The 16,346-nt window shown below is 58.5% G+C and carries 10 protein-coding genes; all 10 read right to left on the bottom strand.

Features of this window, described 5'->3' with window-relative positions:
- Nucleotides 1–222 precede the first annotated feature (222 nt).
- A complete protein-coding gene (locus ACZ5AL_RS13015; protein WP_464510708.1) occupies nucleotides 223–1,497 on the bottom strand; it encodes an IS256 family transposase in 1,275 nt (424 codons plus the stop codon).
- Between the two features lie 311 nt (nucleotides 1,498–1,808).
- Entirely contained in the window at nucleotides 1,809–4,613 is a 2,805-nt protein-coding gene (locus ACZ5AL_RS13010; protein WP_464510916.1) for a phosphoenolpyruvate carboxylase, read from the bottom strand.
- Nucleotides 4,614–4,809: 196 nt separating this feature from the next.
- The gene (locus ACZ5AL_RS13005; protein WP_464510914.1) at nucleotides 4,810–5,766 is read right to left on the bottom strand and encodes a sulfotransferase family protein; all 957 of its coding nucleotides are present in this window, start codon (nucleotides 5,764–5,766) and stop codon (nucleotides 4,810–4,812) included.
- 285 nt (nucleotides 5,767–6,051) lie between these two features.
- Nucleotides 6,052–9,360 carry a CheR family methyltransferase gene (locus tag ACZ5AL_RS13000; RefSeq protein WP_464510913.1) on the bottom strand — a complete coding sequence of 1,103 codons (3,309 nt, stop codon included), beginning with the start codon at nucleotides 9,358–9,360 and terminating at the stop codon, nucleotides 6,052–6,054.
- 647 nt (nucleotides 9,361–10,007) lie between these two features.
- Nucleotides 10,008–11,747, bottom strand: a complete 1,740-nt coding sequence (locus tag ACZ5AL_RS12995) for an NADH-quinone oxidoreductase subunit G (RefSeq protein ID WP_464510911.1) — start codon at nucleotides 11,745–11,747, stop codon at nucleotides 10,008–10,010.
- A gap of 50 nt (nucleotides 11,748–11,797) precedes the next feature.
- Entirely contained in the window at nucleotides 11,798–12,277 is a 480-nt protein-coding gene (locus ACZ5AL_RS12990; protein ID WP_464510910.1) for a DUF4920 domain-containing protein, read from the bottom strand.
- Nucleotides 12,278–12,316: 39 nt separating this feature from the next.
- A complete protein-coding gene (gene nuoF / locus ACZ5AL_RS12985; RefSeq protein WP_464510909.1) occupies nucleotides 12,317–13,669 on the bottom strand; it encodes an NADH-quinone oxidoreductase subunit NuoF in 1,353 nt (450 codons plus the stop codon).
- 57 nt (nucleotides 13,670–13,726) lie between these two features.
- On the bottom strand, nucleotides 13,727–14,110 hold the full coding sequence (locus ACZ5AL_RS12980; protein WP_464510907.1) for a hypothetical protein: 384 nt from the start codon (nucleotides 14,108–14,110) through the stop codon (nucleotides 13,727–13,729).
- A gap of 23 nt (nucleotides 14,111–14,133) precedes the next feature.
- Entirely contained in the window at nucleotides 14,134–14,811 is a 678-nt protein-coding gene (locus tag ACZ5AL_RS12975) for an NADH-quinone oxidoreductase subunit NuoE family protein (RefSeq protein WP_464510906.1), read from the bottom strand.
- Nucleotides 14,812–14,964: 153 nt separating this feature from the next.
- Complete coding sequence (nuoD, locus tag ACZ5AL_RS12970; protein WP_464510905.1) at nucleotides 14,965–16,338, bottom strand: NADH dehydrogenase (quinone) subunit D; 1,374 nt, start codon at nucleotides 16,336–16,338, stop codon at nucleotides 14,965–14,967.
- Nucleotides 16,339–16,346: the final 8 nt, after the last annotated feature.

Below are 16,346 nucleotides of genomic sequence, written 5' to 3'. Positions count from 1 at the left end.
AATATCAAATTGTGCCTCATTTTACCCCCCCCCCCCCTCACAATTGCAAATTAAGCGTGTGTAATTAACGTGAACAATGAGTCTTCCAAAGTATACGGCGCCTTCAATTGATAAGGTCAGCTGATAAGGTGGAGGGAGTGATAACCCGTTAAATGGCCTCATGCGAAGCGCCTTGATCAAGTCCCGATCGTTGTGTAATTGGCGTTCTGCCAGATCTTCATATTAGGCGGCAACAGCCGCTGGTTGTTGCTTCGACGTCGTCGAGGCCTCCGGAGCGACCGGCTCCATGTCCAGCCGACGCTTCCACTCGAAGAACTCGTCCATGATGAGGTAGCGTCGGCCGGTGGACCATTCCTCATGCTGTTCCGCACACAGAGCGCCGATCAGACGCTGGGCTGATGCGAGGTTCGGAAAGATGCGAATGACGGTTTCTCGCCGCCGAATCTCCTCGATAAACCGCTCCACCATGTTTGTTGTCCGAAGGCGACGGCGGTACTTCGCGGGAAGCCTCAAAACCGCGGTCGCGTCCTCGAAGCCAGCCTCTAAAACCTTCAGGGCTTGGTCGGCCTCGCCTTGCAGTTCGTCACAGGCGGCTCTAACGGCTTCTCGGGCTCGTTCTGGGGAGCAGGCCCCGAGCACCTGGTCAAGTATCTCGTGCATCCGCTCACGTAGCGTCGCGGGCGTCTGGTCGATCACATTGCGCCGAAAATGTACACCGAGGAATTCCTCGGTATGACAGCGTTGCCAGATCAAATCGGGAAAGGCCGATGCCAGAGCGCTTCGCAATCCTTCGTGAGCATCACTGGTGGCCACTTCAACGCCAGAAAGGCCGCGGCGCTTCAGGCCCTCGATAAACCGGCGCCAACCTTCCCCAGTCTCTCCAAACGCCGTCTCAAGCCCCAGGATCTCACGATGACCGGCCTCATTGATGCCCACCGCCAGCATCACCGTTGTCGATCGGACCGCCCCTTGACGGCGAACCTTCACTTGCATCGCGTCGAGGACCAAAAACGGGTAGCTCTTCTCCAGCGGCCTTTTGGCCCAGGCCTCGACCTGTCCGTCAAGTTCAGTGGTGAGCCGGGAGACGGTGGACTTGCTAAACTTGCGTCCGCACAGCTTGGTCGTGATCTTCTTCACGCGACGCGTGCTCACGCCCTGCACGACCATCTGCATCAGCGCCAGCACCAAGGCCTTCTCTGACCGTTGGTATCGCTGGAAGAGTCGGGTTTGAAACGTCCCATCCCGATCGCGAGGGACCTCCAGGTTGATCGTTCCGACTCGCGTGGTGAGCTGCCGCTTGTACGACCCGTTGCGGTAGCCCTGCCGCGTGTCGGTCCGCTGGTCCGATTCGGCGCCCAGGTGTTCGGTCATCTCCGCTTGCAGCATCTGGTTCAGGATCGGCTCCAGCAGCGCTGCCATGCCACAGTCGCTGCGAAGATCGCCGCGAAGCAGGTGTTGGATCTTTTCGTCGTCGATTGTAATCTCAAAAGTAGCCATCGTTAGTATGTTGGTTGGTTTTGGTTGGTCTCGCTTCCAACCTGGCAAAACGCGATGGCTTTTTCTACTCGCTCGCCTCAATTACACAAGATTACGGACTCAACCAGCGCCTTCGTCCCGCGTTTTTGTCATGGGTCATGCTGAACGTAGTGAAGTATCTCATATCAACTCCGCATGCACCGCTGGTGTATGGCTGTATGGACGCGTAGACGGTTGGGGGAGTACACCAACCAACCATCCATCCGTTCGTCCTTCCACCCCTATACGAGGCTAACTCACGAAGTAGACCCGGGGTTGTGCAAGGAAGCGAGTCATCCAGTGCTTCCCAGCCCGCTGCTGATGGCATTCAATACGAGCAGCATATCCGGAAGCATCGCCTCGGCCTGTTCTTTGTGCCCTTCGGTTTTCAAACCCCGCCAGGTGTTAATCTGCTCGATCTGCAGCTGGTGCAATGGGGCGAGACGCTCCGATCGCAGATCAATCATCTCGTAGACGCGGGGCCGACGCTCTCTAAGGTCGTGCCCATACAGCGTCTGCAGCATGGCACGGGTGGTGTGGTACTCCTTTGTAATCGCGTCTAGATAGGAGTCTGCGATTTCTTGATCATCAACCAGGGTGGCCCACTGCTCCATAATGTCGGTATCGACAAGGGCGATGGCCGAAGACGCATTGGTAATCACGTAGCGAAACGGCATGTAGTTGATCGCATTCTCGCTGAGCGTGTTGAAGTCGCCAGGACGTTCGTTCTTGAGCGCTTCCAGTGCACTTCCGACGCCGTACCACCCGGTTAGGAAGTAGCGGCTCTGGCTCCAACTGAATACCCAGGGAATGGCCCGAAGGTCATCGAAGGTGCGTTGGCCGGTTCGCCGTGCGGGGCGCGACCCGATGCGGCTCTCTTCGATAAGGTCTATGGGCGTAGCCTGGGCAAAGAAGCGCACAAAGTCATCCGACTTCACGAGGCCCTGGTAGCTTTCGAGGCTATGTGCATACAACCGGTCAACGATCTGCTGCAGGTGGTCGCGGCTTGTCGTTAAGCTCGGTGTGGAGGCGTTGTCCGAGCGGTCGTCTACAACATTGGTTTTGTCGAACACACCGAGGGTAAGTCCGGTGGTGCCAGCCTGCAAGAGTTCCAGGTTGTAAAGCGCTGTAACGCGATTGGCGTACTTGTTAGCGATCACCTCGCCTTGCTCGGTCAGTCGGATGGTGCCCTGCATGCTCTCAGGGGGCAGTCCGGCAATAAACCGATGCGTAGGCCCGGCGCCCCGGCTGATGGTGCCGCCGCGTCCGTGAAAGAACTGCAGGCGGATGCCGTGACGGGCTGCCACGTCGTGCAGCTTCCGCTGCGCTTTGTTCAGGCTCCACAGGCTGGCCAGGATACCGCCATCTTTGTTACTATCGCTGTATCCCACCATGATCTGTTGCGACAGGCGCCCCCCGTGCTTGGCCTTCTGGTACTTGAGGCTTTGCTTTGTGATGGGGTGGCTGAGAAATGCATCCAGGATCTTAGGCCCGCGTTCCAGATCGTCGATGGTCTCTAGAAGAGGAACCACCGGAAGCACGCAGACCATGTCACCATCCTGCTTTTTAAGCAGCCCGGCTTCTCGACAGAGCAGGTACACAACCAGCAAGTCGGATACACTTCGGGTCATGCTCACAATCAGCGAGCCGATACCCGCGCTCCCATATCGATCGATATACCGGTACAACACCCGATAGCAAGCCAATACCGCATCGGCCTCTTTGCCGACCTCTTGCGTAGGGCGCACAAATGGACGCGTCGTCTGGAGTTCTTCGTTGAGAAAGCGGAGCCGCCGCTCTTCCGACCAGTCCGCGAAGTGTTCGCCGTCTTCGACGCCTGCTTCCACCAGCAGCTGCGCCACTGCAGCATCGTGAAAGCTGCTATTCTGCCGGATGTCGAGCGCAGCCAAGTGAAACCCGAAGGCCTCCACGTTGCGTGCTACAGGCTCAACGTCACGCTTGCTGATGAAGGCTGCGTCGATTGCGCTGAGCGACTGCGTGAACAGGTCGAGATCATCGAGAACAGCTTCGGCAGATTGATAATGCTGATCGGGATCGGGCTTTTGGATCGGTTGCCCGTTGTCATGCAGGGGCAGCCGCTGCTGCATCAGATTTAGATATTGCCGCCAGGGCTCACTCGGATTTCTGTTGAGGGCTGATGCCGAATCTGTCGTGTGTTCGGCAAGCTGGTCGATGCGCTCACGCAGACGGTCGGGGACCTCCACCTCGAAGGCCGATACGCTTACTTTTTGCGCCAGGGTATTCAGGTTCGATTGGATTTGCTGAAGCGCATGCTTGCGAAGCTCCAGCAGCGTGTCTTCAGTCACCTCGGCTGTAACGAAGGGGTGGCCGTCGCGGTCGCCGCCTACCCAGTTGCCGAACCGCACCTGCGGAAGCTGCTCTCGGCTATCGATCAGGTCAGGATCGAATCCGGCGTCCTCCCAGGCCGTGCGGAGGCGCTGGTCGAGCATCGGCAGCACCTGGGGGAAGACGTTGACCAGGTAGTGGAGCACGTTGCGAAGCTCATCTCCGATAGACGGCTTCTCCAGAAAAACCTGTCCGGTGAGCCAGAGCCGCTGCATCGCTGCCAGGATGTCTTCGCGGATTTGCTGGGCCTCTTTCTCCGACCACATTTGATTCTCTCGCTTGACCATCAGCAGATAGATTTCCCGGAGCTGGTCAATCACAGTTGACCGCTTGGATTCGGTCGGGTGGGCAGTGAACACGGGCTCGATGCGCATGTCGGGGAGCTGATCAGCGATCTCTTTGCCCGTAAATCCACTGGACTGCAAGTCGTCGAGTGTGTGTCCCCAGAGGCCCGAGATGCGGGGGAGCCCATGCTCGTCTTCCAGCTTGCGGCGCAGCTGCACGGCGGCATTTTCCTCTACGATGGTCATGAGCTGGAAGCTCAGCGTAAAGGCCTTGCTCAGCTTCTCCGGGTTATCCAGAGATGGAGGCGGCTGTTCGCCAGCAACGAGAGCCGCAATCTCATCCTCGCCCGACGCATGGAGCATCTCTACAAAACAGTCTTGGAGATATGCGAAATCCTTCCGTATTTTGGGAAGCTGGATGCTGTCGTCGGTTGTGCTAAAGTACATAGTGGATCGGCAGAGTGAACGCTAAAGGATGAAAGAGGCGTGATGCGTTGTGGCCGTTTTTCACTGTACAAAGGTAGCACGAGCGGCGTCCGCTGTCAAGGCAGTATATAAATTGCCTTTATATGATCGGTTGGCGTATGCATGCACAGGCGGGTAGCGGTCAGGACGTCCGTAAACAGAACTGTACGAAATTTCCTTACCCGTCCCAGCAGTTCGTGTACACCGACGGCTCGGTTGCCATGTACCCAGTTCGTACGGCATCGATGCGTTCGGGCGATGCGGCTTTCCAGGCGGTGGCCCGAGCGGTGCTTTGGCGGGTGGTGCTGTAGGGATCGGAGGCGTCTCCATCTGAATCGGCGCTGTGCGACTGGATGGCTGCGGGCATTGCGTCATCCCACCGCAGTCCCACTTGCTCGCACAAACGGCGGACCGTAGCAACCGGATCGGCGCAGAGCGTTTCGTAGTGCACCGCAGTATAAGCATCTTCTGGGCAGGCCTGCTTCACGGCACGGTGCGCAAGCCCCTGCACGGCGCCGATGTGTCCCCAGAACGAGCTGGGCACGGTGCTGGGATTTAGCGGACTATCTGCCAGGCGACCGGGATGCACGTACTCGCGCAGCGTCTGGCTCGTCCATCCGCGGCGGTGCATGCTCAAGGCCACCGCCACCGGATGGCGTACGAGGTGAATGACGGTGGGGGCGTAACGCGTGCGCATCCACCCGACCGCGAACGGGTTGACTTCTTTGATGAGCACGCGGCGCTTATGGCGATGACGCAGTGCCCAGTCGCTCGGGTCGCGTACGGTGGCATACGAGAATGCGGGGCATCCGGCAAAAGAGCGATCGGCGTAGCGGCGGTAGTAAGGTGGCGCTTGCTCAAATCCGGCATCGGTAACAGCGTGCTGGACATCGGGGTGCCAGCGGCGGCGCGTCTGGGTGATGGGCTCGCGCAGATAGCAGACGTTGGACGCGTAGCCCAGCAATCGTCCCAGCCAGCTGGAGCCGCTACGCGGAAAGGCGATGAGCAGAACGGGAGGCTGCTGCATGGGAAAGCGGGTAGCCAGCCGATCGCTTAGCGGTCCGAAGTTAGCCCACCACACCGGCGATACGCGGTGCACAAGGCGCTCGGCAATGCGGCGGAGGCGGTGCGTCATGGGCGGTGTGGGCGGATGTACACAGTGTTTGAATCAGAGGGCTGCCCACTTCTTCGACGAGGCCGAACTATTTCTCTGTCACACGTGATTGTGTGGGTCCAAACTTGTCATCGCGAGGAGGGAGCGTGCGACCGACGCGGCGCTGTGAGCGCTAGCGAACGAGTACTCCTAGGGTCGGGGCGCGTCGCTGCGCTCGCAATGACAAGGTTGTGGGGGATTCTTGGTGCGTTTAGACACCCGGCGCACCCCAAGATTGACCTGTGACACAGCACTACACAGATGCTCTCATTCTGCACGTTCGGGCGCTGCATTCTCTGTTAGCTGCTCTGAGGACGTTGTGCCTGCATCGTGCGGTACGCCAATCGTAGTGCGTGTGCCTTTGCCGAGCTCGGACTCGACGTTATACCAACCGCCTATCATCTCCAGTCGCTCACGGATGCTAAAGAGCCCTTGGCCCCCCTCCGTTTCCTCAGTAAGCTCAGACGGTTCAAACCCAGCGCCTTCGTCGCTCACGGTAATGAACACTGAATCATCCTCATCCACCGTCAGGGTGACGCGGGCTTCCTCGACATCTGCGTGCTTAACCACGTTGAACAGCAGCTCACGCGTCGTTCGAAACAACAGGGTGTGCACGCTCTGCTCCAGTGGAGGAAGAGACGTTTCGGTCTCCAGCTCTACCGACAGGTCGTACGAGTTTTTCATGTGCAGGGCCAGCCATTGGAGCGCATCGCAGAGCGAGTCGTTCCCGATGGGGGGCATTAGCTCTGATGACAGGTGGCGTGTGGTTTGGATGGCCGCCTGAAGGTCATCGGCCACGTTCTGTAGGGTCTCGATGGCGTCCTTGTCGGAGGAGCCTCCGTTCGCAGATTGGAGTTGATTTACCCGTATCTGGGCCGCTACGAGTAGTTGCTGCAGATCGTCGTGCAGCACCTGGCTCAGCCGTTGCCGTTCGCGCTCTTCGGCCACTGTAAGCGCCGCGTTCAACGCATGTACCTGCTCGGTGCGTTGTCGCAGGCGGTCGGTGGCCGCCTTCAGCTTCAGCTCCGATCTTTTGCGGTGCGTAATGTCGATAAACGTGAAGACTACGCCTTCTACCGCATCGTCGATAGTGCGATAGGGACGAATCCGAATCAGAAACCAGCGGTCGGCTTCGCTTTTCACCTCGCGCTCAAGGGTCGTCTGTTCCGAGAGGACGGTGCGCGCATCCGCCTCCAACTCGTCGTACACCAACTGGTGCGTAAATGCACCAATGGAGCGGCCCGTATCTGCCTCCTGAATATTGAACAGGTCTTCTACAGGCGGAGTAAATCGTTGGATGCGAAGCGCTGTATCCAGAAACAACGTCCCGATATCGGTCGCCACAATCAGGTTCTGCAAGTCGCTATTGGCCTGATGCAGCTCGTCGACCTTGGCTTGGAGCTCCGCATTCACCGTTTTGAGCTCTTCGTTGACCGACTGGAGTTCTTCTTTGCTGGTTTCTAGCTCTTCGGTCATCGACTTGTACTCTTCGTTCATCGACCGAAGCTCCTCGTTGGCCGCGCGCATTTCTTGCTTCGAGGTTTCATGCTCCTCAATGGTTGTGCGCAACTGCTTCTTGGTCCAGGCCAGTTCCTCCCGCAGGTCATCGTTGTCCGAATCCCTGCTCACTTCAGCGTCTGCATCCCCATCGAGACGGTCGGGAGCTGCTCGATCTTCGATAAACATGACGAGGGCCGTCCCATTCGCAGACGTGGTGCCTTTTGAGGGCGCTACGAAAAGGCGGATCCACTCAGTGGTGCCATTGAGTTGGACCTGCACCGGTGCTGTATTGACCTCTCCTTGGTCGGCAAAAGCATTGCGCAGCGATGTTTGCAGCTTGATTTGCAACTCGGGGCGCACCACTTCCACGATATTCGCGCTGGGGGTGCCGGCGGGATGCTCCAGGTAGCGTCCTGCTCCCCTGGAGAGGTGCACAATTGTGTAGTTTTCGTCGACCACGGCACTGGGCGGCGCGCAGGCCGTCAGCATGCGCTGGTGGATCTGAGCAGCCGTTGAGCTGTTCGGAGTGAAATCGCTCTGCTGAGTCTCTCGCCAACGCGGTTCGGTGAGCGCTAACGATGTAGTGGGAAGTTCGGGAATAGTGGTATTTTTATTTCGCGTGCTTTGGTATAAGCAGTGCGTTTTGTCCACCACCCGAAAGAGATCGTCTACACTACCGGTCGACTCGGAGCTTCCCAGAAAGAGATAGCCGCCGTCGTTAAGCGCATAGTTAAACAGCTTGAAGACGGACGTCTGCAAGTCGCGCCGCAGATAAATCAGGAGATTCCGGCACGAGATCAGGTCCAGCTTTGAAAAGGGCGGATCCCGAAGCAGGTCGTGCGGCGTAAAGATGACGCACTCGCTTAAGATGTCTTTGACGATGTACCAGGCGTCTTCATCGTGAAAGTAGGTGTTCAGGTAGCGCGTGGGTACGTCGGCCGCAATCGACGCGGGGTAGCGTCCGGTACGGGCCTTGGCCAGCGCTTCTTTGTCGAGATCCGACGCAAAGATCTGAATCTGTTCGGGGTTGATGTCGTGTGTGGCGGCCTCTTCCAACAGCAAAATGGCCAGCGAATAGGCTTCCTCGCCGGTCGCACAGCCCGGCACCCATACGCGAATGGGGGGGGTCTTATTTTTGTTGGCGTATATGGCAGAAAGGACCTGATCGCGGAGGGCATTGAACGCCTCTGGATTCCGAAAGAAACTGCTGACGCTGATCAAGAACTCTTTTCGCAGGCGCCGTGCTTCACCAGGTTCTTGTTCGATAAGATCGAGGTAGGCGGATAATGAGGGCACTTGTCGCACCTGCATACGCCGCTGGATGCGCCGCAACATCGTGGGCCGTTTGTACCGGTTGAAGTCTTGCCCCGTGTGCATACGCACCTGAGCAAAAATAGAACGCAGGGTCTCTTGGATGTCGGCGCCCACATCGTCGTGGGCATCTATCGTCTCCAACGAATCCACGGTGTTGTTTCCCGTCTCAATGCGCTCGGCCAGTTTTGCAGCCGGGAGCACAAAGTCGGCTCCTTGAAGCAGTTCGATGGCAGCGCGGGGCATGCTATCGTATCCCGCTTCATCGGGCGCTTGCACTCCGGTAAGGCCACACTGCGCCGCAATGGCGCGCATCCCCACGGCTCCATCACTGCCAGCCCCAGACAGAATAACGCCTACCGTCTTGAGGGGAGACTTCGCCAACGAGCGAAAGAAATGGTCAATGGGCGCTGCGCGCCCCGCCGGGTTCTTGAAAGCGGTTGAGACCAACGTGAGGCCGTTCACGTCAAGCGCATGACCCGGCGCTACGACGTAAACGTGTCCCGCTTCCATCTCGGTAGGTTCCGTTACCTGACGCACAGGCATTCGGGTGCAGTGCTGAAGCACCTGGGCCAGCTCACTCGACTGGTCGGGAGATAGATGCATGACGATGACAAAAGCCATCTCGGGCGTTTCCGAAAGCCCTGAAAAAAAACGCTTTAGCGCGTCAATACCGCCTGCCGAGGCGCCTATTCCGACAACGCGAAGGCGTGACGTGACATCTTTTTCGGGGGATTGATTTTCGGGGGATTGAGTGGTAGCCATAGCATTAACTGTACATGTAGAAGGAGTTGCACGACGATGTACTTCGTGTGCGTGGGGGATGCCACCTGTGCGCTATTACTGACGGGAAACGAAAGGAGTATGGACCGCCAAACGTGGAGCGAATTGGAAGAGATTGATACATTTTATTAAATGCAGTTTCAATGTCTTTGTTCAAAATATGGAAAACAATGATGCAAGGAGTTGATTTTCCGGAGTATACCCAATCTGTTTGAGTTATTCATTCTTGTACACTCCCCATACATCAACGACGCACGTGGAGCTAAGTAGACCCACAGAAGTATCTTTGATTATGTCATTGCGAGAAGCGCTAGCGACGCGGCGCTGTGAGCGCAGCGAGGAAGTGCCTTTAGGGTGCAATCGTGTGCCATCAAGTCGGGCAGCACCCTCCAGGTCGGGCAGCACCCTCCAGGTCGGGGGCACCCCAGGAGTACTTGGGCTACGCCCAGCGCCGCGTCAGTCGCAGGCTCCTTCCTCGCGATGACAAGGTGTACACATATTTCTTTTGAGCTACCTAGCATCAGATGCTACCGAGCGTATCACATCATCATACAAACGAAAAAGCGCCCTGTCCATCTCCGAACAGGGCGCATGCTGATTGCTCTACAAGTGTGTGTCGGGTGTGTGCGCTATGCAGGCTCACCTGCAGAGGCTTCTTCCAAGGCGACGCCTTTCAATCCCATGGCTTTATAGGTGGCGCCTTCGAAAGGCTCCAGCGTTGATTGGATCTCGTTCATGATGGCTTCGGGCCCTTTGGTATACGATAGATCGAGCCCAAGGTCGCTGGCAATCTGGGGGAGCGACTCCCATCCGGGTTTGCAGTTGACTTTGTTGGTCTCGTCGTGCCAGCGGTCGAACGGCGTACCGTGCTCGTCTTCGCGGCTGGTACCCATCTCCATCATGAGCGTGCGGTTTACGCCCTGAATGGCCTTGGCCGGACGCACACGCTGGGCACGTCCGTCTTGGTTTACGTACGTGCCTACGGTTTCAACCACCATGGCAGCAGGCAAGGCTACATTGGCCGCGGCCAGCGTTTCGTTGGTGGTGTTGTAGTAGTGGAGGATTACGTTTACATCGTTGAGGTCGGCCAGCGCGCACAACTCGGAGGCTACCGGATCGTCTTCGAGCACGTAGAGCACATCGACTTCGCCGTTCTGGATGCGTGCACGCAGCATCTCAAGATCGGCTTCGCGGATGCCAAGGCGTTCGCACCCTTGCGCATTGGGCGTTTTGTCGTCGGTGATGAGCCAGTCGTCGCCGGCGCCGGGTTTGATGTGGGGGATGTACACCGGAGCCTCGGCGCCAAGGTGATCGGCAATTTGGGTGAGCAGGTAGTTGTCTTCGACGGTGGCATAGGCGGACCCAAGGAATTGGATCCGGTCGCCATCGGCGGAGCCGAGCAGGGCAGCGGCCTTGGCGTAGGCTTGCGTCCAACTGGCCTCTGTAAGGGCGCCATTACGACGCACTTGGGGGCCTTCGGGACGGTCATCGTTGAACCGCTCGTAGCCCAAGCGATCTTCGTCGGGGAGCCAGTATTGGTTCACGTCCATGTTCTGGCGTGGGGTGATGCGCAGCACTTCATTGTCGCGCACCCAATACTCGCAGTTGGCGCCCGTGGCGTTGGTCGTAACGATGGAAGGCGACGAGGCCATCTCCCAGATTCGCGCTTTGAAGCGGAAGTCGGAAGAGGTGAGCGCCCCTACCGGACACAGATCGATGGTGTTCATCGAGTAGGCGTCGTCAAACTCTTCGCCCGGTGCCGTGATGGGGTAGTTCTGTACACCTCGATTGCTGATGGTAAGCTGTCCGCTTTCGGAGATCTCATCCGTGAAGCGGGTGCAGCGCGTGCAGTTGATGCAGCGCTCCGCATCCAGCGTAACGCGGGGGCCTAGCTTCACGCGCTTGGGCTTGTGCACCTTTCGAAACTCAAAGCGCGACCCTTCGGGGCCGTACTTGTACGCCTGAATCTGCAGCGGGCAGTGCCCGGCCTGGTCGCAGATGGGGCAATCGAGCGGGTGGTTGATGAGCAGGAACTCCAGCGTGTCTTTCTGCGCCTCGCGCACGTCTTGCGCCGTACGGTGGGTCTTCACGACCATGCCGTCTTGCACATCAATGGTGCAACTGGTTTGCATCCCCGGCATGAACTGGATGTTGGGGTTACCGTCTTCGTCAAGCACGAGCTCGCCGGTTTCGCGGTCGCGCTCGGGCGTGCCCACCTTTACCAGGCACTGGCGACAGTTGGCAGGAATAGACATCGCCGGGTGGTAGCAAAAGTGCGGCAGCTCCACACCCTGATCCAGGCAGAACTGAAGCAGTTTGTGTTGGCCTTCGTACTCGTAGACGCGGCCGTCAATTTCAACAGTAGGCATAACCAGGGACGATAAAATGGATCAACAAAAACAGCGGGAAAAGAGGTGGGCTACACGTCATCGAAGCCCGTATCGTGGGCGGAATCGTCCGCGTCGTCGGCAGGGGGCGTTACGTGGATGCCATCGGCCACCAGACGATAGCGCGGGGCATCTTCGTCGTCGGACTCCACAGGTGTTATGTGACCGGCGGCAACGGCCCATCCGCGCACATCGGTGGACACGGTAAAGGTGTACTCGTCATCGGCGGTGCGGGCCACATCGATGCGTAGCGGCAGTTCGGCGCCGGTGTCCAGAGCGATCCAGCACCCGCGGTTTGCGCATACCTGGGTGATCTGCCCTTCAACCACTACGTCTTGGTCAACATAGTCGGCAGCATGGTCCCTCAGCGTAGAGGCGGGGAGTGCATCAGCCAGCGATACGGCTTCGCCGTACTGCGTACCTACATCTTCGGGGGCATCGGATGTGCAGCCGGCCCATACGAACAGGCTAGCGATCAGTAAGGCGGGAAGACACCAGCGGGATATACGCATAGCTTGGCAGTGTGGGGGGAGATCGATAGCATGGAATACTTAGGCGGTGGCTGCGGCTCCAGAGGAGAGGTCAGCACCGGTGGGATGAACAGACGGCTTGCACTTGGCCTCGAAGTCTTCACGGAAGCGTTTCACCGTGTTGCGCACCGGCCAGGCAGCGGCGTCGGCAAAGGCGCAGATCGTACGGCCCTCCATCTGATCGCACAGATCGAGCAGCAGATCGAGGTCTCGCATGTTGCCCTCGCCATTGTCGATGCGGGTTACAATGCGTTCGAGCCAGCCGGTACCCTCGCGGCAGGGTGTGCACTGCCCACAGCTTTCGTGCTGGTAGAAGTGCGTAACGCGGCGCAGGAACGACACCATATCGGTGTCTTCATCAAGGATGAGCATGCCAGCGGTTCCCATCATAGAGCCCGCTTCTTGCAGGCTCTCGGAGTCCATTGTAACGCCTTCAATCTTATCACCACGCAGCGGCGGTACCGATGAGCCTCCGGGAACGACGGCTTTCACGCCTTTATCTCCGATGACGCCTTGAGCCACCTCGTCAATCAGGTCGGTGATAAGCATCCCCGTGGGATACTCATATACGCCGGGCCGATTTACGTGTCCGCTAATGCCATAGAGAACCGGGCCGGGGTGGGCTTCGGCGCCGGTATTGGCAAACCAATCGCCTCCCTTTTCAATGATGAGCGGGACGGCTGCGAGCGTTTCTACGTTGTTAATGGTTGTTGGACTGGCCCACAAGCCTTTCTGGGCGGGGAAGGGCGGCTTGTAGCGGGGGTAGCCGCGCTTGCCTTCGAGGCTTTCCATGAGGCTGGTTTCTTCGCCACAGATGTAGGCGCCTGCCCCTTTGTGTATGACAATATCCATGGAGAAGTCGGTCCCCATGATATTGTCGCCCACATAGCCGTTGTCGTAGGCCTTCTGCAGTTCCGTCTCCATCAGGCGGATCCAGTCGGCATACTCGCCGCGCACGTACACGTAGCAGGCGTCGAGCTGCATGGCGTATCCGGCAATCAGGATGCCCTCGAACATGAGGTGCGGGTTGTACTCCATGATTTGCCGATCTTTGAACGTGCCGGGCTCGCTCTCGTCGGCATTGCAGGCGAGGTAGCGGGGCCGGTCGTCGGGCGGGGGCATGAACGTCCACTTCAGGCCGGTTGGAAAGCCGGCGCCTCCGCGTCCGCGAAGGTTGGAGGTTTTGACCTCGTTGGTGACCGACTCGGGCGTCCAGTCGTTTTCCTTCAGCACCGCGCGCAAGCGATCGTAGCCATTGGCTTCGGCTTCGTAGACGTCAAGGCGGTGCAGGTCACGAATAGGAGGCAGCAGCACGCGTTCATACGAACGCCAGTCGCCAGCCTTGCTGGAGGCAGCTCCGTTGTTGAGTTCCATAGCAATCGGGGGAATGAGGCTTAAAGCAAGAAGGTGAGGCGGACCGGTACAGGTGGTTTATTCAACGGAGGAGGGGGAGGCAGGTTGTATCCATTGGGCCAATGCTTTGAGGCGGCGGTTGCGTTGGTGCCAGTTCATGACGAGGTACGTGGCGGCGCCTCCGTGCAGGGCGGCAAACAGGCATGCGCCCATCATAACGCCCAGGATTTGAGGAGCCGACAGGGAGCTTGCATCCACAAGATACTGGTACATGAGCCCGGCCGGCAATAAGATGGCGAGCAGGCCCATCACGCCGCTGAGGCTGTAGATCCAGACGCGTTGCTTTTTCCACTCAGCACGTAGGCTTTGGACCGCCGCATAGCCCTGTGTTTCCACAGCAGCGCGTTCGCGGCGGCTAAGGCCGTGCATGAGCGCGTCGGGAAGCGTGCGCGGATCGGGCATAATAGGGCAGAGCGGTGCAATGATTAGCGAGTGGCTACCGAGCGTGGGGGGGTGGTGTACGTTTCGGTGGCCTCGGCGTCAGAACGGCGGTTGCCGCCCATTTCATCTTCATCTTGTGGCAGCGTGATCGACACAAACGGGGGCATCTCGCCGTCTTTGAGCGATTCGACCAGGTCGTCGATCTTTTCTTTCGTAAGGTTGTGCACGTACGGGCCGTTGGTAACCTGCATCATCGGGGCCGAGCCGCAGCATCCAAGGCACTCCACTTCTTTGAGTGTAAACAGGCCGTCGTCGGTGGTTTCTCCGTTGTGGATGCCGAGTTTCTCTTCCAGATAGTACAGCATGTCGTAGCCGCCCATCATTTGGCAGGAGAAGCAGGTGCACACATCCAGTACGAATTTGCCCTGCTCTTTTTTGTAGTACTGCGTGTAGAAGGTGGCGACGCCAAACGCGCGGGCATAGTCCATGTCGAGCGTATCGGCGCAGAACTCGATGACCTCGGGCGGCAGGTAGTCGAACTTTTCCTGCGCCATCCAGAGCACGCGCATGATAGCCGCTTTGGGGTCGGGGTACTGGGCTTTGTAAGCCTCAATGCGCTCCGTTTCCTCGTCGGTCCACACGAGCTCGTCGTCGGGGATTTGCTGCTCGGGGTTTTGATCGGGCAGCGGAACGATGGGGCGTTCGATATCAAATTCGGCCATGCTGTACGTGTGTACGTGTGAAGGTATGTAGGTATGGATGTAGGCGTGGATGGGTGGGAGGCATGGAGGCAATTATGAATGGATGTTGGGTGTCATCCATTGCCTGCATGGAGGTTTTTCTTTCACACTTCCAGCCCCATCACTCTTACAAACTTACTTGTCGGCCTCGCCCATAACCGGGTCCATGGAGCCGATAATGACAACGGTGTCGGCCACGAGTGAGCCCTCCATGATGTACTCCATGCCCTGCAGGTTCGTGAACGAGGGAGAATTGACACGCATGCGCTCGGGGCGCCCGGTGCCGTCGGAGGTCAGGTAAAAGCCAAGTTCGCCTTTGGGGCTCTCAATGGCGTGATAGGCGTGGGCTCCTTTCGGGGCCACGGTGCCTACGTCGGTGTACATGAAGTCGTGAATCATGCCCTCCATGGAGTAGTAGACCTCCTCTTTCGACGGATACGCCTGTTTGGCATCGTCGGAGCGGATGGGGCCTTCGGGCATGCGCTCTAGGCACTGCTCGATAATACGGATGCTCTGGCGCATCTCTTCCATGCGCAAGAAGTAGCGGGCCAGGCAGTCCCCTTCTTCGCGGACGGGCACATCGAAATCGACATCTTCGTACCGGAGGTATGGCTCGAAGCGGCGGATGTCATACTTCACGCCAGAGCCGCGCAGGTTCGGGCCGGTCATGCCCAGCTCGATGGCTTCCTCGCGCGTGATGCGGCCTACGTCTTTGTTGCGGTCGATCCAGATGCGATTGCGGTTGAGGAATTTCTCCCAGCGCGAGAGCTCTGCGTCGAAGCTCTCGGTGAACGCACGAATCCGCCGGATGGCTTCGGGGGAGATGTCGCTAGCGAGGCCGCCAATGCGGCTGTGGCTTACGGTGAAGCGCGCTCCGGCGACCTCGTCAAAGATGGAGTAGATGTCCTCGCGCTGCTGGAACGTCCACAGAAAGCCCGATACGGCACCGGCGTCCATGAGTCCCACGCCCAGCCACAGGCAGTGTGAGGAGATGCGCGCCAACTCGCACATAATCATGCGGATCCATTGGGCGCGCTCAGGCACCTCAATGCTGGCCAGCTTTTCTACGGCCAGGCACCACGCCACGTTATTGGAATAGGGCGACAGGTAGTCCATGCGGTCGGTGTACGGCATGAACTCCTGGTACGTCTTGTGCTCCGCAAGCTTTTCGATGCCACGGTGCAAGTAGCCGATGTCGAGTACCGCTTTTTCGATGGTTTCGCCATCGAGCTTGACCACACAGCGCAGTACGCCGTGGGTAGCTGGGTGCTGCGGCCCGATGTTCAAGATCATGCGGTGCTCCAGCGGATCGGGTGCGGCCTCGGCAACGGCACCGTCGCCCTGGATGTTGGGCACGTCTTCGCCCTTGGCGGCAGCCTCCGCTGCCCGTTTCTCTTCGATCCAGGCGTGCTTGCTCTCAAGCCGCTCGTACAGCTTCTTATTGTGCTTGGGCCAGAACCGAAAGTTTTCGCCCAGGTCGTGGCCCGGAAAAGACGGAGTGTTTGCCATATCTGGAG

The sequence above is a fragment of the Natronotalea proteinilytica genome (genome assembly GCF_055379935.1).
The sequence above is the reverse complement of the archived record's forward strand: the minus strand, read 5'-3'. Positions and strand labels throughout refer to the sequence as shown.